At 59.5% G+C, this 23,271-nt stretch carries 24 protein-coding genes; 3 read left to right on the top strand and 21 right to left on the bottom strand.

What is annotated here, in order from left to right:
* Positions 1 to 26 precede the first annotated feature (26 nt).
* The 4 genes from AAAX34_RS03820 to AAAX34_RS03805 form a co-directional block, all read right to left on the bottom strand.
* On the bottom strand, positions 27 to 686 hold the full coding sequence (locus tag AAAX34_RS03820; RefSeq protein WP_349110015.1) for an SGNH/GDSL hydrolase family protein: 660 nt from the start codon (positions 684 to 686) through the stop codon (positions 27 to 29).
* A 78-nt stretch (positions 687 to 764) separates the two neighbouring features.
* The gene (locus AAAX34_RS03815; RefSeq protein ID WP_349110013.1) at positions 765 to 1,877 is read right to left on the bottom strand and encodes a TIGR02452 family protein; all 1,113 of its coding nucleotides are present in this window, start codon (positions 1,875 to 1,877) and stop codon (positions 765 to 767) included.
* Positions 1,878 to 2,018: 141 nt separating this feature from the next.
* Positions 2,019 to 2,714, bottom strand: coding sequence for a Bax inhibitor-1 family protein (locus AAAX34_RS03810; RefSeq protein ID WP_349110012.1), 696 nt, complete (start codon positions 2,712 to 2,714; stop codon positions 2,019 to 2,021).
* Between the two features lie 78 nt (positions 2,715 to 2,792).
* Positions 2,793 to 3,095, bottom strand: coding sequence for a hypothetical protein (locus AAAX34_RS03805; protein ID WP_349110011.1), 303 nt, complete (start codon positions 3,093 to 3,095; stop codon positions 2,793 to 2,795).
* Between the two features lie 286 nt (positions 3,096 to 3,381).
* Here AAAX34_RS03805 and AAAX34_RS03800 point away from each other — a divergent pair, with 286 nt between their 5' ends.
* The 3 genes from AAAX34_RS03800 to AAAX34_RS03790 all read left to right on the top strand — a co-directional run bounded on the left by AAAX34_RS03800 (position 3,382) and on the right by AAAX34_RS03790 (position 5,933).
* Entirely contained in the window at positions 3,382 to 4,431 is a 1,050-nt protein-coding gene (locus AAAX34_RS03800) for an inorganic phosphate transporter (RefSeq protein WP_006234237.1), read from the top strand.
* Positions 4,432 to 4,498: 67 nt separating this feature from the next.
* Positions 4,499 to 5,122 (top strand): DUF47 family protein, encoded by a 624-nt coding sequence (locus tag AAAX34_RS03795; protein WP_055309822.1) that lies wholly within the window; start codon positions 4,499 to 4,501, stop codon positions 5,120 to 5,122.
* 280 nt (positions 5,123 to 5,402) lie between these two features.
* On the top strand, positions 5,403 to 5,933 hold the full coding sequence (locus tag AAAX34_RS03790; RefSeq protein WP_349110009.1) for a nitroreductase family protein: 531 nt from the start codon (positions 5,403 to 5,405) through the stop codon (positions 5,931 to 5,933).
* A 166-nt stretch (positions 5,934 to 6,099) separates the two neighbouring features.
* Here AAAX34_RS03790 and AAAX34_RS03785 read toward each other — a convergent pair whose 3' ends face one another.
* From AAAX34_RS03785 to murD, 17 genes are all read right to left on the bottom strand, one after another.
* Positions 6,100 to 6,774 carry a DivIVA domain-containing protein gene (locus tag AAAX34_RS03785; RefSeq protein ID WP_006234242.1) on the bottom strand — a complete coding sequence of 225 codons (675 nt, stop codon included), beginning with the start codon at positions 6,772 to 6,774 and terminating at the stop codon, positions 6,100 to 6,102.
* Positions 6,775 to 6,835: 61 nt separating this feature from the next.
* Positions 6,836 to 7,081, bottom strand: a complete 246-nt coding sequence (locus AAAX34_RS03780; protein WP_227790178.1) for a YggT family protein — start codon at positions 7,079 to 7,081, stop codon at positions 6,836 to 6,838.
* A 57-nt stretch (positions 7,082 to 7,138) separates the two neighbouring features.
* A complete protein-coding gene (locus tag AAAX34_RS03775) occupies positions 7,139 to 7,861 on the bottom strand; it encodes a cell division protein SepF (RefSeq protein ID WP_006234245.1) in 723 nt (240 codons plus the stop codon).
* 60 nt (positions 7,862 to 7,921) lie between these two features.
* Positions 7,922 to 8,659 carry a YggS family pyridoxal phosphate-dependent enzyme gene (locus AAAX34_RS03770; protein ID WP_117746754.1) on the bottom strand — a complete coding sequence of 246 codons (738 nt, stop codon included), beginning with the start codon at positions 8,657 to 8,659 and terminating at the stop codon, positions 7,922 to 7,924.
* Positions 8,660 to 8,778: 119 nt separating this feature from the next.
* Complete coding sequence (locus AAAX34_RS03765; protein ID WP_006234247.1) at positions 8,779 to 9,636, bottom strand: PhoU domain-containing protein; 858 nt, start codon at positions 9,634 to 9,636, stop codon at positions 8,779 to 8,781.
* Positions 9,637 to 9,728: 92 nt separating this feature from the next.
* The gene (gene pstB, locus AAAX34_RS03760) at positions 9,729 to 10,532 is read right to left on the bottom strand and encodes a phosphate ABC transporter ATP-binding protein PstB (protein WP_117758727.1); all 804 of its coding nucleotides are present in this window, start codon (positions 10,530 to 10,532) and stop codon (positions 9,729 to 9,731) included.
* A 12-nt stretch (positions 10,533 to 10,544) separates the two neighbouring features.
* Entirely contained in the window at positions 10,545 to 11,450 is a 906-nt protein-coding gene (pstA, locus tag AAAX34_RS03755; RefSeq protein ID WP_349110008.1) for a phosphate ABC transporter permease PstA, read from the bottom strand.
* Between the two features lie 3 nt (positions 11,451 to 11,453).
* Positions 11,454 to 12,380, bottom strand: coding sequence for a phosphate ABC transporter permease subunit PstC (gene pstC, locus AAAX34_RS03750; protein ID WP_349110007.1), 927 nt, complete (start codon positions 12,378 to 12,380; stop codon positions 11,454 to 11,456).
* Between the two features lies 1 nt (position 12,381).
* A complete protein-coding gene (locus AAAX34_RS03745; protein WP_138374475.1) occupies positions 12,382 to 13,218 on the bottom strand; it encodes a phosphate ABC transporter substrate-binding protein in 837 nt (278 codons plus the stop codon).
* Positions 13,215 to 14,015 carry a polyphenol oxidase family protein gene (locus tag AAAX34_RS03740; RefSeq protein WP_196033197.1) on the bottom strand — a complete coding sequence of 267 codons (801 nt, stop codon included), beginning with the start codon at positions 14,013 to 14,015 and terminating at the stop codon, positions 13,215 to 13,217. Before AAAX34_RS03740 ends, AAAX34_RS03745 begins: the two co-directional genes overlap by 4 nt.
* Before the next feature lie 210 nt (positions 14,016 to 14,225).
* Positions 14,226 to 15,380 carry a cell division protein FtsZ gene (gene ftsZ / locus AAAX34_RS03735; RefSeq protein WP_022094491.1) on the bottom strand — a complete coding sequence of 385 codons (1,155 nt, stop codon included), beginning with the start codon at positions 15,378 to 15,380 and terminating at the stop codon, positions 14,226 to 14,228.
* Between the two features lie 199 nt (positions 15,381 to 15,579).
* A complete protein-coding gene (locus tag AAAX34_RS03730) occupies positions 15,580 to 16,575 on the bottom strand; it encodes an FtsQ-type POTRA domain-containing protein (RefSeq protein ID WP_349110005.1) in 996 nt (331 codons plus the stop codon).
* A gap of 217 nt (positions 16,576 to 16,792) precedes the next feature.
* Positions 16,793 to 17,704 carry a UDP-N-acetylmuramate dehydrogenase gene (murB, locus tag AAAX34_RS03725; protein WP_006234257.1) on the bottom strand — a complete coding sequence of 304 codons (912 nt, stop codon included), beginning with the start codon at positions 17,702 to 17,704 and terminating at the stop codon, positions 16,793 to 16,795.
* A gap of 5 nt (positions 17,705 to 17,709) precedes the next feature.
* Positions 17,710 to 19,128 carry a UDP-N-acetylmuramate--L-alanine ligase gene (gene murC / locus AAAX34_RS03720; RefSeq protein WP_055286074.1) on the bottom strand — a complete coding sequence of 473 codons (1,419 nt, stop codon included), beginning with the start codon at positions 19,126 to 19,128 and terminating at the stop codon, positions 17,710 to 17,712.
* A gap of 97 nt (positions 19,129 to 19,225) precedes the next feature.
* Positions 19,226 to 20,341 carry an undecaprenyldiphospho-muramoylpentapeptide beta-N-acetylglucosaminyltransferase gene (gene murG / locus AAAX34_RS03715; protein WP_117770001.1) on the bottom strand — a complete coding sequence of 372 codons (1,116 nt, stop codon included), beginning with the start codon at positions 20,339 to 20,341 and terminating at the stop codon, positions 19,226 to 19,228.
* Complete coding sequence (gene ftsW, locus AAAX34_RS03710) at positions 20,331 to 21,824, bottom strand: putative lipid II flippase FtsW (protein WP_349110004.1); 1,494 nt, start codon at positions 21,822 to 21,824, stop codon at positions 20,331 to 20,333. The genes murG and ftsW overlap by 11 nt, the downstream gene beginning before the upstream one ends.
* A 36-nt stretch (positions 21,825 to 21,860) precedes the next feature.
* Positions 21,861 to 23,267: a UDP-N-acetylmuramoyl-L-alanine--D-glutamate ligase gene (gene murD, locus AAAX34_RS03705; protein WP_161115920.1), complete on the bottom strand. Its 1,407-nt coding sequence runs from the start codon at positions 23,265 to 23,267 to the stop codon at positions 21,861 to 21,863.
* Positions 23,268 to 23,271 lie beyond the last annotated feature (4 nt).

Here is a 23,271-nt window from a genome sequence, read left to right as displayed (position 1 = left end):
CCCCTTTGCGGTGGCTTGGGGTCGCGCTACTCTCCGAGCATCTCTTGGAGCTTGGCTGCCACGGCGTGGCCCAGGCTCTCGTGGCTTTCGGGCATCATGTGCAGATAATCGATATCGCCCGGCTCGGCAAACTCGGCGGCATTCAAAAAGTCGCAGCCAAACTGCTCGGCCACGTGCGCATAGTACTCGCCAAAATGCTCAGATGCCTCAACGGAATGCTCGTCAAAGTCGGTCATATACACATCGGCAATCTGCGGCTTGATCTTGATAGGAGCCATCAGCAGAATGTGCGGACAAGGCGCAGCGTCGGTCCACGGAAACGCGCGGACGGCGCGAATCAGCGCCATGGCGCCACGGGCGATATCGGAAGCCGTCACGTTAAAGACCGTCTTACAGTCGTTGGTGCCCAGCATGATCACAATGGCGTCCAGCGGCTTATGGGCCTCGAGTAGCATCGGCAATGCGCGAATGCCGTTGAGGTTAGTGTCCAGATGGCACATATCGTCGCGCACCGTCGTGCGGCCGTTTAAGCCTTCCTCAATCACGTGCCAGCCCTCGCCCAAGTCGCGCTGGACCACGCCGCACCAGCGCACATCACGTGCATAGCGCACCGCGGTGCCGTCGCGCATGCCCGCCGGATCATAGCCGTAGGTATTGCTGTCGCCAAAGCACAGAACGTTTTTCATCGTAAGCCCTTCCTCTAGTAAAAAGTCGGCGGGAGCAGTCTCTCCCGCCGAATCGACCTATCTGTCAGCACATACCGATTACAGGTACTTGCGCCAATCGTCATCGTCTTCATCGTCCTCGGCGGCAGCCTGGGCCTGCTCGGCGGCGCGGGCAGCCGCAGCGCGAGCGGCAACCTGGGCATAGGACTCCTCGTTGCGCTCGGGGAAGTTTGCCAGCACATGCTCGAACTTGGCAAAATCTTCGTCCCAGCGCGTAGAGGGCACGGCAAAAAAGACCTGCTTGACCTTAAAGTCGCCCGATGCGAGCTCCTTGCGGAAGAGCTCGGCCACGGCCTCGGCGTCAAAGCCGTTGTTGTCGCAGCCCCAAGCGCCCAGCACGAGCTTCTCGCGACCCAGCTCGTCGCAGATGGCAAGCACAAAGCGGATGCGATCGCGCAGGGCGTCCAGCAGGGCATCGTCACCCACACGATACTCCTGGCGAGCGCGCTTGGCGTTGGGCGCGGCGGCGACGATTACGTCGGCATAGGCGTGCACATGGTTGCGGTCGAAACGCACCGCGGGCACCACCAGCGCACGGTTGCGGTACAGCTCACAGTTGATGTTGCGGCGACGGTTCTCGCCGTACCATTTGCGCTGCTTATCGAGAACGTTGTACAGATACGAATCGGCGCACAGCGTGGCCTCCTGACCCAGATAGCCCTGGATGTAGCCGCCGCCCGGGTTGGTGAACGAGGCAAAGGCGAGTACGGCCATGTCGCAGAATTGCGCGTAGCCTCGGCCGTTATCCAGAATGGCCTGCGTGGCAGAGGCGTCAAGCACGGTGACCTCGGGCAGGACCGGAGCGGGCTCCTCGGCGGGCTCGGACTCGGCTTCGGCGGCCTCCTCGGCGGGCTCGGGCGCCACCTCGGTATCGACTGCAGCCTCGACCTCGGCGGCCTCGGGCTCCTCGGCAACCTGCTCCTCGGCAGCAGCAGCCACCTGGGCCTTGACCTTCATCGCCGCGACAAAACCGGCAGGCATACCATCGAACTCGCACACGCCGGCAAGCGAACGCTCGATGTCCTTGGCGCAGGCCTCGGACATAGCCGCCACATGGCACTCGGCGGCCTTGGCACGCGCCTCGCGCTTGGGATTGGGCTGACCCGTTCGGTTGGACCTGCGGTTACGGTTCCTGTTGTCGACGTCTGCCATACGTGGCCACCTTTCCTGTCGCTGCCGCTATCGGCTTTTTCCCATCCATGATACCCCGCCGCGCACAAAAAAGACGGCCCCGAAGGACCGCCTTTCGCATCGTTTTACCGTGTCCGGCAGGAAGCGTCGCAATGCCGCGCTTTAATCGCGACGGCCGAGGATGTTCAAAATGCGCAGGAACACGTTGATAATGTCCACGAACAGATTGGACGCCATGAGCACGGCGTTGGGCAGCGTAGGCGGCACCGTCGTGGCAACATAGGTGTCGTAGCCAATAAAGCCGGCGAACACCACGATCACGATCAGATCGGTGATGGTCTGCGAGACGCCCATGAACATCAGCACGATCTCAACCAGAATAGTTGCGAGCAGAATGCCAAAACCGATGCCATATACGCGCTGGAAAAACTTGGGGAACGTCACGCCCAAGGCGCCAAAGACAAAGGTGATGGCGGCCGTGGCGATAAAGGCAGTGTTGATGGTGGGCAGGTCGTAGTTGGCAAGGCCAAACGACGCGGTCAGGCCAAAGGTGCTCGCAAAGATTACGTAGCCCACAAGGGACAGGCCCACGGACTGCTTGCTGGCGGCGGCCGACATCATGACCATGCCGACGATGGTCAAAATAAATGAGCCAAAGACCAGCGGCAAAGCGGCGCCGCTCATCATCATGCGCGCAAACGACATGGTGCTCGTAAAGTAAGCACCGACGCCCATGGCGGAAAAGCCCAAAAAGATCAGGGCAGACATGACAAGGTTGTACGCGCGCGGCGACATCTCCTTGGCACGGCTTGCACCGGTCTCGATGGGGCCGTTCTGATAGCCCTGGATATCGTTCATACTTCGTCCTTTCAAAAAGCGCACGACAGCGCCGTAGGTGACAAGATTCCTGCCATTGTACCCGAATGCCACACGTCCTTACCTACGGCGCTCGCCCTCAAGCGTACGATCAAAGGCCCAGACCCACCAACGCATCACGTGTGCCTGCGAGCCGTCTGCCCGCTCGCGCGTCTGGTCCTCCAGATACAACTCGGTCGCGTGCCCGCCAAAACGCACCTTATATGTTGCCGTACGGATGCCGTGGACCATCAGGCCAAACCCGGTGGTCGAGATAATTTCGTCGATCGTAAAACAACGGCCGTCGACCCAGCAGACGGTGACCGGCACGACCTGTCCGCCCGCGAGGATGCGGGCCACGACGTCCACATACTGCTTGTGCACGCGCCGAGTTTTGCCGTCTGTCTGTCGATATTCCATGCCTCCTATTATCGAACGCATGTTTGCATGTTGTAAAGCGAACAGACTGTGGTTTTGGAGTGTCGTAGTAATCGCACGTGTCCGCATGGCGTGTTAGCAAAAAGAACACCCGCGGTCAACAGGGCTAATATTCAATTTTAGTGCCAAAAAGTTCACTTCTCCCATCAGAACTCGGTAAAGAGACCCGCAGGAGGTGATACGATTTATCATGTTTTTGTAACGTGTCTGCAAACTTCGAGAAAGCCCATATATGGACGTAACGTTCTCAACCTTCCTCGGCCAAATTGTGTCGAACCCAGTCCTTGCCGTCACCGTGATCCTCGCGTTGGGCGCCATCTTCGTCAATGGATGGACCGACGCGCCCAACGCCATCGCGACCTGCGTCACTACGCGTTGCATGCCCGCCCGCGCCGCCATTCTCATGAGCGCCGCATTCAACTTCCTCGGCGTGCTCATCATGACGCACTTTAACGCGAGCGTCGCCAACACCATCTCACATATCGTCGACTTTGGCGGAAACAGCACCATGGCGCTCGCCTGCCTATGCGCGGCGCTGTTCTCCATCGTCGTCTACGGCGCCACAGCGTCGCGTTTTGGCATCCCCACCTCGCAAAGCCACAGCCTTATCGCCGGCCTGACCGGTGCCGCCATCGCCCTCGGCGGTGCGAGCAGCGTCAACGTCCACGAGTGGATGAAGGTCATCTACGGCCTGGCGCTCTCCATAGGCCTGGGCTTTGTCATGGGCTGGGTCCTGTGCAAGCTCGTCTCGATTCTTTTCGCCGCCGCCAACAGGCGACGTGCCAATGTCTTCTTTAAATACGCTCAGATCGCGAGCGCCGCGGCCATGAGCTTTATGCACGGCGCGCAGGATGGACAGAAGTTCATCGGCGTGCTCTTTTTAGGCGTGGCCTTTGCCAGCGGCCAGACGAGCGTCGGCGATGCAGGCATCCCCATCTGGATTATGCTGCTGTGCTCGGCCACTATGGGCATCGGCACCAGCGTGGGCGGCGAGCGCATCATCAAGTCCGTCGGCCAGAGCATGGTCAAGCTCGAAAAGTACCAGGGCTTCTCCGCCGACCTGGCGGGCGCCGCGAACCTGCTGCTTGCCACCCTTACCGGCATCCCCGTGTCCTCCACACACATCAAGACCTGCGCCATCATGGGCGTCGGTGCCGTCAAGCGCCTCTCGGCCATCAACTTCGGCGTCGTCAAGGACATGATGTTCACCTGGTTCTTCACCTTCCCTGCCTGCGGACTCATCAGCTTTGTCATGGCCAAGCTGTTCATGATGTTCCTCTAATCAAACCGAGCGTCCATCCGGACTGCAACACTTCGCCCACCCGTCTTCGCCTCGAAAGGACCCACCCATGGCAAAGAAACCCGATTCGTTCTACTTTGATAACTACGTTGCCTGCGCCGACCTCGCCGTTCAGGCAGCCGAGCTGCTCACCAAGATTTTTGAGAACTTTGACCCCGCGCAGATCCACGACATGCTCGATAAGATGCATGCGATTGAGCATGCGGCAGACAAGAAGCACCATGAGCTCGAAGACGCCTTGCTCACCGCCTTTATCACCCCGCTCGAGCGCGAGGATCTGGATCTGATGAGCTGCTCACTCGACACCGTACTCGACCGCATCGAGGGCGTCGTGCAGCGCGTCTACTTCACCAACATCCAGAGCATCCATCCCGACGCCATCGTCATCGCCCACAAGGTGACTGACGCCTGCCGCGCCATGAAAGACCTGATGGTCGAGCTGCCCAACTACCGCAAGTCCAAGACCCTGCGCGAACTCGTCATCCAGATCAACACGATCGAGTCCGAGGCCGACGAGCTCTACATCAACGCTATGCGCAACCTGCATGTCAACGGCAAGGATCCGCTCGAGGTCATCGCCTGGCGCGACGTGTACGCCTTCCTGGAGTACTGCGCCGACTGCTGCGAGAACGTGGCAGATGTTGTGGATTCGATTGTCATGAAGAACAGTTAATTGGGGGTACGTGTCCCGGCGGCGAAGGGCCGGCCACGGTTTGCTTTCTCACTCCGGCTGCTTTGCAGAGTCGTTCGAAAGCAAACCGTGGCCGTCCCTTCGCCTTACGTACCACCATTGGGAACTTTGGCTGATACTTTGAAAGCAATGAGGCTTTTGTTGGCAGGGCCTTTGAGCCCGATTGGGAACTTTGGGACCGCCTTAAACGTTTGTCTGGATGGGGCTTTGGGTACCCTTTGTTTTACTTTGGGTTGATACACTGAATTTGGAGGGTTTGGTTATGGGATATTTGGATCTGGCCCGTTCTCGTTATTCTTGTCGTGAATTTGAGGCTCGGGCTGTTGAGCAGGCTGTGGTGGATGCCATTGTTGAGGCTGGGCGTATTGCTCCTTCTGCTTGTAATAATCATCCAACCCGTGTGATGGTGTTGGATACGCCTGAGCTTCTGGAGAAGGCTGCTGCTTGTCAGCCTCGGTTTGCTCGTGATGGGTCTATCTTTGGGGCTCCGCTTGTCTTTCTTATTTGCAGCGTTACCGATGATGCTTGGGTGCGCCCGTATGATCAGATGAATTCCAGCGAAATCGATACGTCCATCGTGTGTGATCAGATGATGATGGAGGCCACCGAGCAGGGCCTGGGAACGTGCTGGGTATGCCATTTTAAGCCTGAGGTGGCACAGGAGCAGTTCAATCTGCCCAAGGGCGTCTATCCCTATCACATGCTCGTCTGTGGCTATCCCGCCGACCACATCGCCGATCCCGAGCATCGCGAGGCCCGTACCATTCCCCTCCCCAACTTCCTCCTCAAGTAGTTTTTGGCACATGCCCTAAAACCTACCTTTTACCGCTCACCCATTCGCCGAGTTCTGCGCCACAATGTGCAGGGCTCGGTTTTTTATGTTGCGCGCCCCTGCACAGTCATAAAAAAGGACCCGCAAGCTGCGGGTCCTTTCTAGGCGCTAAATTGTAGGCCGAATGTTAGTCCAGGTCGTCGGCAGCAAAGTTGTCGATCGGGGCAAAGGGATCGGCCACGGGGACAACCGGGTCAGCGACGGGCAGCGGCTCGGCGGGAACAGTCACCGCAGGAGAAGCGGCAGAACCGACCGGCGTGGAGGCCATGAGGTCGGCCGGGAAGGAGTTCTGGGCATCGTCCATGAAGTGCTGGATGAGCTTGAGATACTCTGCCTTGAACTCCTCACGGGAAGCCTTGAGACGATCGATCTCCTCGAGCTCGGCCTGCTTCTCGGTCAGAGCCTGGCGGATAACCTCGCGGGCCTTGGCGTCAGCCTCATTGCGGATACGCTCAGCGTTCTCGTTGGCATCGTTAACGATGGTCTCAGCGGTCTGCTGGGCAGCGATCAGGGCAGCGGAAATCTGGCGCTCCTGAGCGGAGAAGTCAGGGGCGGGAGCAGCCACGGGGGCGGCAGGAACGGCCTGGGCGGTGGCATCCTGAGCCTGGGCAAGCTGAGCCTGCGCATCGGCAAGCTGCTGCTCGGTAGCAGTCAGACGACCCTTAAGGTCGACGATCTTAGCGAGCATAGCGTCAACCTCGGAGGACAGCGTCTCCAAGAAGACGTCGACCTCAGCAGGATCGTAGCCACGCTTGGCCTCAGAGAAAGTCTGAGCCTGGATGTCTGCAGGGGTAATAGCCATAACAAGTCTCCTTTTTCATCGCCTCGGCGCTACACGCCCGACGTAAGTTACTAAGTCAGTTCTACACGAGTATACCTATAAGAAGCTGCAGAACCAGCCTCTGCACCAACTGCAACGCAATAATCGCAACGACCGGCGAAAAATCGATACCGCCCATCGGCGGGATGAAACGACGGAACAGGTTGAGCCACGGACCGCACACGCTATCAAGCACCGCGGCAATATCCTGAAGCAAACCACCCTGCTTCATGGGAATCCACGTCATAAAGCAGTAGACGACAATGAGCGTGGAATAGAAGTTGAACAGCGTGTTGACCAGCTGGACGATAGTGTAGATGTTGATGGGAATCTCCTCGTCTTGTCTTTACTTAAGGTAGCCGTCGGCACGAAGCTTCTTGAGATCGGAATCTTTGACCTCGCAACCGGCGGGCAGCACCATGAACACGCGGTCGCCCACCTCCTTGACCGTGGCACCCAGACCGCAGGCAAAGCCGTAAGAGAAGTCCAAGACGCGCTTGGCAACTTCGGTGCGTACGCCCACAAAAATCAGTGCGACAGGCTGCTTGGTGCGAACGCGGCGCACCACGGTCTCCACGTCGTCATAGCTCTCGGGGCGCAGGACATAGGCCGGCAGCTGCGGCGTGGCGTTGATGATATTGCTCGCATAGGCCGAGGCATCGCTCGGTGCAGGCGCGGGTGCAGCGGCGGCACGGGCGCGGGTATTCTCGGCGTAGCTCGACGGCGTGTCATAGGCACCAGGACGATAACCGCTCGCAACACTGTCCTGCGAGCGCGAAGGCGGGTTATACGTCGTGGCATGGCGGGAGTCATCGCCGACCAGCTGACCGGAGCGCGTATACACGGCAACCGACTCAGCTTCACCGCGGCGCGTCTGGCCAAGCAGGCCGTTGCTCGGCTCGTCTTGGGTGTAGAAGCCCTCGCCCGAAGCACCACTATAGCCGTTGTTCTGATAGCCATCGTCGTAGCCGTCATCGTAGCCGTAGTCGTCGTCCTGGCCATAACCCTGGTCGTAACCCTGCTGGCCGCCCAGGTGCATCTTATTTTTAATCTCGTCAAGGAAGCCCATGGTTGTGTCCTCTCGCGGTTTAGTGCAGGCGCCCCGATAATCAGTGCGCACTTCAGAGCCTTATTTTACTGCAAACTCCGGGCTAAATACTACCCTGCCCAGGCGAACGAGCGTAGAGCCCTCCTCAAGGGCAGACTCAAAGTCCTCGCTCATACCGCAGGAAAGCTCAGGCAGGTTCAAATCGGGATGCGCCGCCTCCAGCTCATCCCTCAGCTCACGAAGCCCCGCAAAGGTGCGGCGTGCCACATCCTTATTCCCCCGGGGCGCCATAGTCATAAGCCCCTGTACGCAAATTCCCTCAAGTTCTGCAAGCTCACCCGCGGCGGCGCGAATCTCATCGGGTGAAAAGCCTCCCTTCGACTCCTCACCACTCACATTGACCTCAATGAGCACACGCTGGGGGCCGACGAGCTCGCCTGCCTCAATCTTGCGAACAGCACGGCTCGAGATCGCCTGCGCCAGATGCAGCGAACCCACCGAGTGAATCAGCTCGGCTGAGCCCAGCACCGCATTGATCTTATTGGTCTGCAGGTTGCCGATCATATCGAAGCGCACCTCGGGCAGCTCCGGATGCTCCGCCAGACCCGTGAGCTTGCGAACCAGCTCCTGCGGGCGGTTCTCGGCAAAATGGCGATACCCCGCCTGGATGGCGGCAACGGTCTCATCGACACCAACGGTCTTGGACACGGCAATGAGGCTCGCGGCGTCGTGGGGACGGCCCGCGCGATCGAGCGCCGCATAAAAACGTTCCAGAATCTGCTCGCGGCGAGCGCGCATCAAGTCCAAATAGTTATCCATTGCCAATCGCCTCCGCTGACAGCCAAACAAGTAGTCCCATGCTAACGCAAGAGCGCGGCCCCGCATGTGCAAGGCCGCGCTCACTTAGGTATTTACAATCTTTCGACGAACGGGGTTACTTACTCCTCGTCGTCCTCGCCATCGTCCTCATCCTCAAGATGATCGAGCAGGTAGCGAAGACCCTCGCTGACCTCGTTAACGGGCACCTTGGCAACGTAGCGTGCATCGACGGCGGGCCTCATGATAACACCCTCGCCCGAAGGCACGCGCATGCTCTCGAGCTCATCCTCATCAGTGCAGGCGATATCACCGGCAGTCATACGCTGTCCGGTCAACAGGAAGGTCAGACGGCAGGCGGCATCGATGGAAATCGAGGCGATGCGATCGAGATAGCGCGATACCATGATGGCGCGGCGCAGGTCGTCATAGTTGCTGTCGTCGTCCATAAAATCGCCCGTGTCCATGCGGTTAAAGGTGCGGAAGAACTTCTCGTAGGCGGCGTGCACTGGCTCGTCCTCGACGGCCAAGTTGCAGATGATGGACATGTCGTTGGTGACGAGCGCAGAAAGCGAAGAGCCCAGCACCTGGTAGACGGCCTCAGCCTCGGCCTCGACCGTGCCGACAAGCTCCTTGGGCAGCGAGATGTCGGCCTTGATCATATGACGCGTGGCGCGGCAAATCTGGCGAACCTTATCGGTCATGCGCTGCAGGTTAAAGTCGACGTAGATGATCGTCTGCAGCAAGCGGAAGTCGGAGGCGACCGGTGACTGCGTGGCAATCAGGTTGTAGCAGACGGCCTCCAGGTTGGCGCAGCGTGCGTCAATCGAAAGCGTGCGCTTCTTGGTCTTGGTGGCGAGCTTGCGGTCGTCGGTCACATAGGCCTTCACGGCATCGTGGAGGGCCAGATCGACGGCCTCGTAGATGCTCAGCATCTCGTGACGGGCCTCGATGAGCTGACGGGAAAACAGTTTGCGCATGGTTCACTCCAATCAGTTGGGTGCGGTCATGCCGCCCGCACAGTGAATACGCACCGGACCAGATCCGATCGGCTTGGGACTAGTCGCACCGATCAGCCAAAGCGGCCGGTGATATAGTCTTCCGTCCGCGAGTCCACCGGGCTGGTGAAGATCGCGTCGGTTTGACCATACTCGATGAGCGTAGCGGGCTCGCCGGCAACTTCCTGCAAGAAGAATGCGGTGTAGTCGCTAATGCGAGCTGCCTGCTGCATTGAATGCGTGACGATGATGATCGTCATCTCGGGCGCCAGCTCGGCCATCAGATCCTCGACCTTAGAGACGGACGTGGGGTCGATGGCGGAGCAGGGCTCGTCCATCAGAAGGACATCGGGTTGCACCGCAAGCACGCGCGCGATGCACAGACGCTGCTGCTGACCGCCCGAGAGCGCCAAACCATCCTTGTTGAGCTGATTGGATACCTCTTTCCAGAGGTTGGCGCGCTTGAGCGATTCTTCCACGATGTCATCGAGGTCACTTTTGCTAGTCACGCCCTGCAGACGAGGGCCAAAGGCGACATTCTCGTAGATGGATTTGGGGAACGGGTTGGGCTGCTGAAAGATCATGCCCACGCGACGACGGAGATCGACCGGGTCGACACCCTCGACATAGATATCGTTGCCGTCGAGCGTCATGGTGCCCTCGACGCGCGTGCCCTCGATCAGGTCATTCATGCGGTTGATGCAGCGCAAAAACGTCGACTTGCCGCAGCCCGAAGGGCCAATGAAGGAGGTGATGGCGTTTTTGGCGATGTTGAGGTCAAGCCCCGTCAGCGCATGAAAGTCACCGTACCAAAAGTTGAAATCCTTGGCCGTAATGGCCGCTTGCTCCAACGTGGGAGCGGACTGATAAACGGACATGGGACTCCTTAACTAGCGACGCTTGCGCGACAGGAAGCGCGCAAACAGGTTGAAGGCCAGAATGATCACCATCAGCAAGAGCGCGGTGCCGTAGGCTGCGTTCATGTTGATGCCGTCGTTGGCAAGCAGATACAGGTGAACCGTCATGGGGCGGCCGGAATCGAGCGGCGAAATAGGTAGATTGATGGCCTGCCCCATGGTATAGAGCACCACCGCGGTCTCGCCAATGGCACGGCCGATGGCGAGAACGATGCCCGTGGCAATACGGCCAAAGGCAGAAGGAAGCACGATCTTGGAGACAACCTGCCACTTGGTGGCGCCCAGGCCATATGCGCCCCAGCGGATATAGCGCGGAACGGCGCGAATGGCCTCTTCGGTGGTACGCATGACGATGGGAAGCATCAAGAGCGCGAGTGCCAGGGCGGCCGAGACCATCGAAAGGCCCAGGCCCATGGCCTCGACAAACAAGGCGTAGGCAAACAGGCCCATAACGATGGAGGGCACCGAGGCCAAAGCGTCAGCAGCGTAGCGAATGAGCTCGACGACCTTGCCCTGCTTGGCGTACTCGGCCAGATAGACGGCTGCCAGCACAGCGATCGGCGTGCAGATAAGCATGGCGAGCGCCGTCACGTAGACGGTCGAGACGATCGTGGGCCAAATTCCGCCCTCGGCGTTGACGCCCTGGGGCCAACCGAAGATAAAGTCGAGCGAGATGTGTGGCAGGCCGTTGATGACCACGTAGGCGATGATAGCGACCAGCACCAGCGTGGTGATGTAGGCAGCGGCACGAAACACGCCAAGCATGATCTTGTTGGACAGGTCCTTGTTGATGCGGCCCTTCTTGCCGTGGGAAAGGGCACGCTTGATGCGCTCGCGCGACGAGGTCGTATCGACCGTCGTGTCAACGGAATCGGACATAGCCTACCCCCTCTTCTTCTTGGAAATCAGACGGACGATGCCCACCAGCGTGGCGGAGATGATAAACAGGACCACGCCCATGCCGAACAGCGCCGAGCGATGCAGACCCGAGGAATAGCTCATGTCGAGCGCGATCTCGCTCGTGAGCGTCGAGATAGGGCTCGCAATGCTGTCGGGAATAACCGGGGCGTTACCCACGACCATGAGCACGGCCATGGTCTCTCCGATGGCACGGCCCATACCCAGCACGATGGCATCCACGATACCCAGCTTAGCGGCAGGTAGCACGACCTTATAGATGGTCTGCCACTTAGTAGCACCCATGGCATACGATGCCTCGCGAATGCCCATGGGAATGGAATTGAGGGCATCGATGGTGAGCGTGGTGATGGTAGGGACGATCATGATGGCGAGCACAAACCACGCCGTCAGCGCACCAAAACCAAGGCCGCCGGTCAGTTGTGCGATAAACGGGCGGATGATGATCATGCCGAAAAAGCCGTAGATGATGGAGGGTATGCCCGCCAGCAGGTCAACGGCGGGGCTGATGAGCTTGCGCACGCGCTTGCTGGCAATCTCGACCAGGTAAACGGCCGTACCCACGCCCAGCGGCACGCCCATGGCGAGCGCACCGACGGTCACCAGACCTGAGCCGGCAAGCAGCGACATGATGCCGTAGTGGCCCTCAGAGGGCGCCCACGTAAAGCTAAAGAAGTCCGCCAGACCGATGTCGGTAAAGACGGGCAGCGCCGAGTACGTGGTAAAGACAAAAATCAGGATGACGGTAACGACCGCCAAAAACGCGCAGGCAAAGAAGATCCACTGCAGCGCCTTCTCCTTGATATAGGTACTGCGCGATACGAGCGCCAGCTCGCGCTTCTTGGGTGCCTGAGCATTCTGCTCAGTCTGGGAGTTTTCCTGTGCTTCCATGCTACTCACTCCCCTTCTCGTCGTTGGTGACGGGAATAAAGCCCGCCTCGCGAATCTGCTTGTCCATCTTTTCGGACGTCACGTAGTCGATGTAATCCTGCGCCTGCTGCGAAGGCGCACCCTTCACAAAGAAGTAAAGGTCGCGCGAGATGGGATAGCCGCCACTCGCGACCGTCTTCTCGGACGCCTCAACATGATTGACCGAGACAGCCTTGACCGAGGTCTTGGCGTTGAGGCTATCGACGAAGCCCAGCGAAATGTAGCCGATGGCCCCACGCGAACGAGATACCACGTCGCGCACCTGGCCCGTACCCGAAAGAACAGCCGAGCGGCGATCGAACGGCGTGCCATCCATCACGATGGTACGGAAGGCCTCGCGCGTACCGGACGCCTCGTCTCGGTTGATGACCTGAATCCTCAGGTCCTCGCCACCGACCTCTTTCCAATTGGTAATCTTGCCGGCGTAGATATCGCGGAGCTGCTCGGTCGAGAGGTTATCGACGGGGTTGTCGTCGTTCACGATGACCGCAATACCGTCGTGGGCGATGACGATGGGAGTCAGGCCCAGATCCTGTTCGTCGGCATTGAGTCCACGGGAGGAGCTGGCGATATCGGCCGTGCCGGCGCTGACGGCCTCGATCCCAGCGGAAGAACCCAAACCGGAAACGAGCACGTCGATGCCGGTCTCCTCCTTAAAGCCCTCGGCCGCAATCTCGGCGATAGGAAGGCAGGTCGTGGAGCCGGCCACGGTAATGGAAGAGCTAGAAGATCCCGAAGAACAGGCGCACAGCGTAAGCGTAAGCACAGCGGCGCTCAGGACCGATACGATCTTTCTCATAGCATCACGCCGATCGCAGCATGGCGCCCACAGGTGCCGTCCTCGTTACGGTAGGAATAAAAGCGGTCGTTCTGACGCACGGTCGAAAGCTGGGTATCCACGATATTATCCGCGTCGACACCGACATCTACCAGCGCCTCGCGAATGGCAGCGGAAAGATCAAGCATGCGAGAGGTATTCGCATCGATGCAAGAGAACTCGGCGGCAAAGCGATCCATGAGTTCCTGGGATACCTCATATTCGTCACCCAAGATATGGGGGCCGATATAGGCGGAAACGTCGCTCGCATCGCAACCGGCAGCATCGCAAAGCGCCTGGCACGCCTTGGCGGAAATACGTGCAATCGTGCCCTTCCAACCGGAGTGCACCACGGCAAATCCGCCGGGGGCCACCAGCACCACGGGAACGCAGTCGGCAAAGCAGAGCAGCACGGGCACGTTATGCGCCGTGCAGACGATGGCATCACAGCCCTCGGCAATCTGCTCGCGAACGTCCTCAAGGTCATCGGCGCCGTTCGAGGTCACCGCAACGATATGATCACCATGGACCTGATTGGGAACGAGCAGGTTGTGCTCGCACTCGGCGGCACCCATAGCCTCGAGCGCACGACAACGATTTTCTTGAACAGCAAAGGGGTCATCGCCAACATGCGAGCCCAAGTTGAGTGAGGAGTACGCATCTTCGGAAACGCCACCGGCGCGCTCGGTGAAGGCAAAGCGAACATCGGATGTCGCGCCCTCCACCAACGTAACTCCATCATGGTCGACACGCGAAACTTTGTCCGCACGTGCTGCCATACTAAAGCCTCCTAATAACACAAGTACCGCGGCATCGCCGCTACAGCCCGCGTTTATACGGCTGTCATACTTCTCTAAAAGGATACCTGCTGCGCTGGAGGCAATCGTAAAGGGAACGTAAAGAGATTGGAGGTTCTAGTTTACAAAGTCGAAATAAAAAGGGCGCGTCCATACGGACACGCCCCTGTGCACAACAATGCAAAGAACGACTTAGAAGCTACCGCGCTTCAGGAAGTCGGGAAGCTCGAACTGATCGTTGCCGAAGTTAGGAAGCTCGGTGCCACCGACGTTGCGGGTCGGAGCGGCCTGAGCCGGGCTCGTGGCAGGAGCGGTGCGCTGCGGCTCAGCGGAGGCAGCGGCCTTGCTCTGAGACTGCTGAGCAGCAAAGAGCTCGTCCTGACGGTTGACGTTGGAGTCGGAGAAGCCCGTAGCGATGACGGTGATACGCACCTGATCGCCCAGGGACTCGTCGACAACGGTACCGAAGATGATGTTGGCCTCGGGGTCGACGGCGTTGGCGACAACGTCGGCGGCGTCGCTGATCTCCTGGATGCCCAGGTCCTTGGAACCGGCGATGGAGAGCAGCACGCGCGTGGCACCATCGATGGAGCTCTCGAGCAGCGGGCTGGAGATGGCCTGCTGGGCAGCGTCGACGGCACGGGTGTCCCCAGAAGAGGTACCGATACCCATCATGGCGGTACCGGCCTGCTTCATGATGGTCTTAACATCGGCGAAGTCCAGGTTGATGATACCGGGGACGGTGATGAGGTCGGTGATGCCCTGGGTGCCCTGGGAAAGGACGCCATCGGCAATCGCGAAGGCCTCGAGCATGGTGGTCTTCTTCTCGGCGATGTCGAGCAGCTTATCGTTAGGGATGACGATCATGGTGTCGACGCAATCGGAGAGGGTCTTAATGCCCTCCTCGGCGCTCTTCTTGCGCTTGCGGCCCTCGAAGGTGAAGGGCTTGGTCACGACGGCGACGGTCAGCGCACCGACCTCGTTCATCGCGATATCGGCAACGATGGGAGCAGCGCCGGTACCGGTGCCACCGCCCTCGCCGCAGGTGATGAACACCATGTCGGCGCCAGCGAGCGCCTCGGCAATGTCGTCGCGGGACTCATCGGCAGCCTTGCGGCCAACCTCGGGGTTGGCGCCGGCGCCCAGGCCGCGGGTAAGGTCGGTGCCGATGTGCACCTTGATATCGGCATCAGAGATCGCGAGTGCCTGAGCATCGGTGTTGATGGCAACAAACTCGACGCCGCGGATGCCCTCTTCGATCATTCGATTGACCGCGTTGGTACCGCCGCCGCCGACGCCGACCACCTTAATGACGGCAAGGTAGTTGTTGATCTCTGTCTCGTGCATGTCGGTCCTCCGAACAAAGGTTATAGCCATAGCATGGGTCGACCCCTGCGCACATTAACCTTCAGGTTGAAAGTAAATGCAAAGGTAAACCGTATTATGTTTGCACATTATGAACGTATCAGTCAAATAATTGACCGTGAAAACCAAACAAACCAGATAAACGGCGTGGTATGGCCCCTCAACAAAGCATCAACCAGCGCTACGAGGTCGGAGCGTTCCTAAATGTATAGTTACCCGGAGAGCGCACATTGATATACGTTACGCCCTCTACCTGCGAAAGCAGCTTGGTGACTACGCGCTCCTTCTTGACGATATCGTTCGAATCGCCCAGCGACACCTCAATGCCGTTATTGAGGTTTGCCGAGATGGCTTCGACCGAAGGCGTGGAAATATCCTTGACTTGTCCCAAGAACTCGCTCGAAAAACCACGCACATAATCCAAGCCAGCCTTAACGGCCTTGGAGCTCACTGCCTGGCCGGAAACCGGAGCGACATCCGCCGAGACATCAGTCAACAACACCGCGCCATAGTGCTTAGCGAGCGCCAGCGCGGCATCGATTCCGGTCAAGGTATTTGAGCCCTGCCCTGTCGTGATGACGTTGCCTTGGTCGTCCACTTCGACCGACGTCGACAGCGGGGCGATCCAGGTGTCATCACCCCCGATGGCCCAGGCAAGGTCATCGGAACTGATATAGGCAATTGCGATGACCTTGCGCTCCATCGGCGTAATGATGAGCGTATGCGGGAACTGACGCTGGACATCCACGCCCGAGACCCACGGATTCTCCTTGAGGTCCTCGGTAATCTGGTCGGGATCGACGTTAAAAAGCGACGTTCCCTCGGGCAAATCGATCAGCTGGATAGCATCGTGCTTCGTCACATGCTCGCTGCCTTGAATCTGAATATCAGTGGCGGTAAACAATCCAGAGTTGATCACCACGATGGCAACGACGACGAGCACGGCCAAGGCGGCCAGAACGCCGCCCACGATTTTGCCTTTGCCTGCAACAACAGAAGCGGCGTCTGATGTTTTATTTACCATCGCCCCAAGTGAAGACAACGGGTTGACGCCTTTTTTACCCGAAGGCTTCTTGGCGGTAGCCAGCACCGATGTCAGCGAGCGCGGTTTCGATGCGCCCAGCGTGCGACCTGGACGCGGCGCTTTAGTTCCCGTCGAGGGCTTAGGAGTTGCCATGGGACGGGCGGGTTTGGCGCCCATAACAGGCTTTGACGTCACCGAGGGACGCGAGGACTTTTTTGCGGCCGGACGATTACCGAGCTGCGAGCCGACAACCGGACGACTGGTCTGTCGAGCATGCCCGACAGACTTAGAGTGCGCGACGGTATTGCGTTGAGGTTTGACAGGCGCGCCGGAACGCCCTCCGGCGCGGCGGAAGGTGGGTTTCGATGCTCTAGAAGCCGAGGAATTTAACTTCCGGTCTGAGCTCGATGCCATACGCCTCCCTCACCTTTCCGTGCACATGTCTGATAACCGCGGCAACGTCATCGGCCGAGGCAGTTCCGTTATTAACGATAAAATTAGCGTGAACGGGCGAAACTTCCGCGCCGCCAATCGAAAAACCCTTTAATCCACAATCCTCGATAAGCTTGCCCACACTCGCATCGGGCGGGTTGCGAAAGACCGACCCGCAGGATGCGCGACCCATGGGCTGCGTACGCTTGCGCCTCGTCAGGTACCGCTCCATGCGCTCGCGAATGTCGGCCTTGGGCGCCGGTTTAAGCTTGAGCACGCACTCGAGGATAATCTCATTGCGGGGAAGGCTACATTCGCGGTAGCCCCAAGTGATCTCGGACCCCGCATAATGCTTGATACCGGATGCCGGGTCAAACGTTACGACATCCTCAACCAGCGAGCCAATCCACTCGGTCCGTGTGCCGGCATTCATAGATATCGCACCGCCAACCGAGCCAGGGATGCCAACGGCAAACTCAAGGCCCGAGAGGCTACGCGACAGGGCATCGTTGACCAGGCGCGCAAACATCACGCCCGCACCGACCGTCAGCGTACAACCGTCATCGGCAACAACCGTGCGCTGAAACTCACGTCCGAGCGAAATGACGGCGCCGCGATAACCGCCATCGGCAACCAGCAGATTGGAGCCCTTGCCTATGATGACCCACGGCACCTGCTCGCGATCGAGCACCGCCACGGCGCGGCGGAGGGCATGATAGCTATGGCACGTCACAAAGAGGTCGGCCTTGCCGCCGATACGATAGCTCGTATGACGCGCAAGGCGCTCGTCCTCGATCACATCCGTGTCGATCATGCCCGAGAGCGCCATGACGGCGTTAAACAGACCCATTAGACTTAAGCGTCTTTCTTGGCAGTCAGATACTCAATGAACTCGGGACCGACGGTCGTAACGTCACCGGCACCCATAGTGAGCAGCAGATCGCCCTCGCCCACCATCTGCTCGAGCTCCTGATTGAGCTCAAGACGGCTGGAGCAGTACACGACCTCCTTGCCAGGATGCTTGGCGCGCACGGTATCGGCGAGCATCTTAGAGGTAACACCCGGAATGGGCATCTCGCCAGCCGAGAACACATCAATCAGCAGCAGTTTATCGGCATTGGCAAATGCATCGGCAAAGTCGTCGCACAGGGCCTGCAGGCGCGAATAACGGTGCGGCTGGAACACGACGTCGACATGCTTGTAGCCCAGCGACGAAGCGGCAGCAAGCGTCGCCTTGATCTCGGTGGGGTGATGGCCGTAATCATCGACCACGGTGATGCCATCGATATCGCCCACGTGGGTAAAGCGACGGCGGACGCCCTCAAAGCTCGAGAGCGCCTTGGCGGCGGCGTCGATGTCAAGGCCCAGGACATGGGCGACGGTGAGCACCGCCGTGGCGTTGAGCATGTTGTGGCGACCGGGATTGCTCTTGATCTCCACGGCATGCTCAGTGCCGTCCTCAAAGCGAACGATAAAGTCACTCTGGATGCCTTTGACATCCGGGTGCATGCAGACGATGTCGTTGCTCTCGGCAAAGCCGTAGGAAAGCACGTGACGGCCCGTCGACTTGGCGAGCTCGACCAGATGCGGGTCCTCACCGCAGACGATGACGGTGCCGTCCTCGCCCACCAGGCTCATGAATTTGGCGAAAGTCGCTTCGATCTCCTCGATACCCGAGTAGTGATCGAGGTGGTCGGCCTCGACGTTGGTCACAATGACCACGTTGGGGTTCAGGAACAGGAAGGAGCTGTCGGACTCGTCGGCCTCGGCGACAAAGTAGTCGCCCGAGCCGTTCTTGCCGTTCGTGTCATAGCCCTCGACGATGCCACCGATCAGGAAGCTCGGATCCAGACCCATGCGGTCGAGCATGGTGGCGCACATCGAAGACGTGGTGGTCTTGCCGTGCGTGCCGGCAACAGCGACGGTAGTGTAGCCGTGGCCCAAGGCAGAGAGCATCTTGGCACGGGGCCACACGGGAATACCAAGCTCGCGAGCGCGCACGAGTTCAGGGTTGGACTCCGGAATAGCGGTGGAGACAACAACCACGTCGGGCTTGACCTCGTCGATCGTGGCGGCCTCATGGCCCACATGTACCTTCACACCAGCGCGGGTAAGCTGGCGGATATAACGTGACGTCTTAAGGTCGGAGCCGGTAACGGCATAACCGCGCTCGTGCAGAACGAGGGCGATGCCGCTCATGCCGGCGCCGCCGATACCGATAAAGTGGGCGCTCTTAAACTCGGGCGCGGAGGTTGCAGTCTGGGAATCAGCCATGTGCTCGTGTACTCCTTGCGTAAACACTGCCTGTAACCCGTTAACTGTACCGCACCTACCGCATCAGCGCGAGGGCGACCGACGATATCCCGTCTAACTAACGCAAACCCTCTACCGCATCCGCCAGAAGAGCGGCGGCCCTATCCTGAGCCAGACCACGCGCCGCCTGACGCATGGCGTCGCGCGCCGCCGCGTCATCGACCAGGTGCAGCAGTTCATCGGCAAAGGCAGAACCGTCGATATCGGCATCGGCGCAGAGCACGCCGGCCCCGGCGTCGACCAGATACCGGGCATTGGTGGTTTGGTGGTCGGCCGTCGCATGCGGATACGGCACGAGCACCGAGGGCACGGCGAGCGCAGCGATCTCGGCCACGCTCGATGCGCCCGAACGCGAGAGCACCAAATCGGCAGCAGCCAACATATCGCCCATGTTGTCGATGTAAGGCTGGACGCGGTAACGCTTCGCCTCCTCGGGCGTCAGCGCCAAAGCGCGCTCGGTCTCCTCAAAGCCGTCGGCACCCGTCGAATGCAACACATAGAGGTTCTTGCGCGAAAGCAGCTCGTTTTTGAGCGAAACCACGCGCTCGTTGAGGTGCTGGGCGCCAAGTGAACCGCCAAAGACGAGCAGCAGCGTAGCGTCCTCGGGAACGCCAAGTGCCTTGCGGCCGCGAGCGCGATCGCCTTCGATTACCGAGCGACGTACGGGGTTGCCGGTCATGAGCACGTGGTCAGGGTCACCTTCGCGCTCAAAGACCGAACGCGCTGCCGGCACCGAGATGCACACGCGGGCGGCGTGGGAGTTCATCATCTTGTTGGCCAGGCCCGGAACAGAGTTCTGCTCATGCAGCAGATACGGAACGCCTGCGCCCTTGCACCACCCCAGCAGCGGAACCTCGACATAGGCACCAAAACCGACGGCAGCATCGGGCTTGCCGACCTTTGAGAAATGACTGGCGAGCGCACGTTTGGCCTTGTTGACACGCCACAGCGAGGTCAGCGCCGTCCAAGGACGGGAGCGGTCGAAGCCCGTGACCGTAATGGGCACAAAATCAAACCCAGCCTCGGGGACCAGACGACCCTCGAGCTTGCGCGACTGGCCCACGAACACAACGTGGTGGCCACGGTCACGCAGCTCTTCGGCCAAGGCGAGCGCGGGGTTGATGTGTCCTGCCGTGCCGCCGGCTGCAATAGCAACGGTCATTTTATCGGTCATGGTAGTCCCTTCGTACACGCGGTCCCTGGTCGTCGGTACGCAGACGCGCCGACGGGTCCGAGTTCAAATCGATTCGATTATATCCGCCGCCCGCGTTGCGAGGGCTGGGGCGCTGCGGACGACCTTGCGGAGCCATTCGCGGGCGTGGACGAGCTGCCGGCTCGGATGCAGAACCATCCAGAACGGTAAAGCCGCTACGCGAAGGTCGTTCACCGCGCACATGGGCTACGCCGGCGGTGCTCTCGTCCATAACGGCAAAGCTCTCACGGCGGCGGTCATACTCATCGCGGCGGGCGCTCTCGTACGAAACGCGCAGAATCAACCCGGCAAGCATAAGCGACACAATAATCGACGAACCGCCGTAGCTAATAAACGGCAACGGTTTGCCCGTCATGGGAAACACGTTGAGGATGCCCAGCGCGTTAATCAAAAACTGCACTGCGAGAATGACCGCGGAGCCAGACGCCATGAGCGCGCCCCGACGATCGGTCGCCTGCTCGGCAATGCGAAACGCCGAGTAGATCAGCATCGCAAACACCAAGAAGAACAGCACGGTTCCGACAAAGCCGACTTCCTCGCCAATGATAGCCAGGATGTAGTCATTGTGCGCCTCGGGCAGATACGAGTACTTCATGGTTGAGTTGCCGATGCCACGGCCGAACAGACCGCCCGAGGCAAAGGCCATGATGGCAAGCGTGGCCTGATAGCCGTCACCATACTCGTCGGCCCAAGGGTTCAAGGCAACCTGAATACGCACCATACGGTACGGCTCTGCGACAAGCGCAATCACGATCACGAGAATGCCGAAGATTAGCACGCCGATGATAAATCTGGGGTCGAGACCCGCAAACAACGCCATGCACATGAGGGTCAACAGGATGATCAGGACAGTACCGAAATCGGGCTGGATAAAGATCAGAAAGAGCGAAATGCCCAGGTAGATGCCCATCTTGCGAAGGAATTCGTTGATGTTGCCACCGGGCGAAAAGAAGCGATCGAGCATGATGGCCGAATACGCAATGGCAAATGGCTTTAAAAACTCGGAAGGCTGGAACTGAATGCCGGCGATGTTGAGCCAGCGCGTGGCGCCACGGCTGCCGCTGCCCACCAAGAACACCAGAAACAGTAGCCCTATCATGCCTATGAGGAAGATCCTGAGCACGTCTTCCCCAAACCAACTGTCCGGCAAGATGCGCACGATGGCAACCATAGCCAGCACGCCAACTCCGGCAAACGCGGCTTGTCGAAACAGAAAAAACGTCGCCGAGCCATTCTCGTGCAGCGCCTCGACCGAAGACGCCGAGTACACCATCAGCAGGCCAAAGCACACCAAGGTAAACAGGCAGGCCATGAATATCAAACGGGGGCGCATGATACGGGCGGGAACGCCGGCAATATAGCGTTCGCTAAACGTCTGCCCGCCGCGACCGGAACGCGGTGTGCTGCGCCGCGAGGAAGCACGGTCCGAGTCGGGCCTCCTCATACCTTGTCGGGGGCTCTCCTCTCTCACCGGCAACCCCTATTCCATTTGCGATTTCGCCGCAGCGGCAAGCTGGGCCACATAGTCCTTAAACACGCGGCCGCGCTCCTCATAGCCCGAGAACTCATCGAACGAAGAGCAGGCAGGAGAAAGTAAGATCACGTCGCCACGGCTCGACAGCGAACGGGCGACGTCCACGGCATCGCGCAGGTCATCCGCCTGGGCGATATCCACGTCACCATCGACATCGGCCTCGTCCATAGCGGCGGTAAAGCGCTCGCGCGCATCGCCAAAGCAAACGACCGAGCGCACGTTGTCCATAACGACGCGGGCAAAGTCCGCAAGCGGCGTACCCTTATCGTGGCCGCCGAGCAGCAAAATCACATCGTCGTCGGGAAACGCCGTCAGGGCCTTTTCGACTGCATCGGTGTTCGTTGCCTTGGAATCGTTGACGTAGCGCACGCCATCGATCTCGCCACAGGGCTCAACGCGGTGCTCCAGCGGCTGGAACGATGCCAAACCACGGCAAATGCCCTCGGGATCGGCACCGACGGCCAAAGCAGCCGTGGCAGCACATAGGGCATTGATGACATTGTGATGGCCCGAGATCTTGAGCTCGGAAGTGGCGACAAGCTGAGTCTCGACGCCCTTCAGGCGGACGACCAACTTGCCGTCGCGCACAAAGGCGGCGTCTGCACCCTCGGGCTCGTCAAAAGCGACCTTGCAGATGCGGCGGCCCGGCATGTAGATGTACTCATCGAACTCATGGATGCCGGCATCCTCAACGTCGATAACCACGAGGTCGTCGTCGACCATATTCTCGAACAACTTGATCTTGGCAAGCGCATAGTTCTTGTGGCTCTTGTGCCAGCCCAGGTGGTCGGGCGTGATGTTGAGCAGCACCGCCACGCGAGGATGAAGCTCGGCGGTCGTAGCAATCTGATAACTCGACAGCTCGGCCACAAACCACTCATTATGTGCGCGGCCGTCGATCTCGTTCACCGGCGGCTCACCGATATTGCCGACGGCCACGCTGGCTTCACCGGCGGCCTTGAGCAGATAATCAGTCAGCGACGTGGTAGTTGTCTTGCCGTTGGTGCCCGTGATGGCAATCCAATTTTGGGGAGACAAGCGATAGGCAAACTCGGGCTCGCCCATAATCTGAGCGGCATGCTCACGCCCCGCCTTAAAGAAGGACGAGAACTCCGAAATACCCGGGCATGTCACGCACACGTCATAGGCGCCCTCGACCTGTTCGGCCCCATAGACAAACGACGCACCAGCAGCCTCGAGCGCACGCGTGGCGTCATTGGGCTCAGAGGTGCCGCCGCCATACACGGTAACGGCGCTTACGCGCTCGGGATGTGCCAGCGCCCAGCGGGCGACATCGAGACCGGATTTGCCCTGACCCAAAACGAGCAGGCTAAAGACATCAGCAAGAGGCATGAAA

Source organism: Collinsella sp. CLA-ER-H4, assembly GCF_040092395.1.
Taxonomy (GTDB): Bacteria; Actinomycetota; Coriobacteriia; order Coriobacteriales; family Coriobacteriaceae; genus Collinsella.
This window is presented reverse-complemented; position numbering and strand designations above follow the sequence as displayed.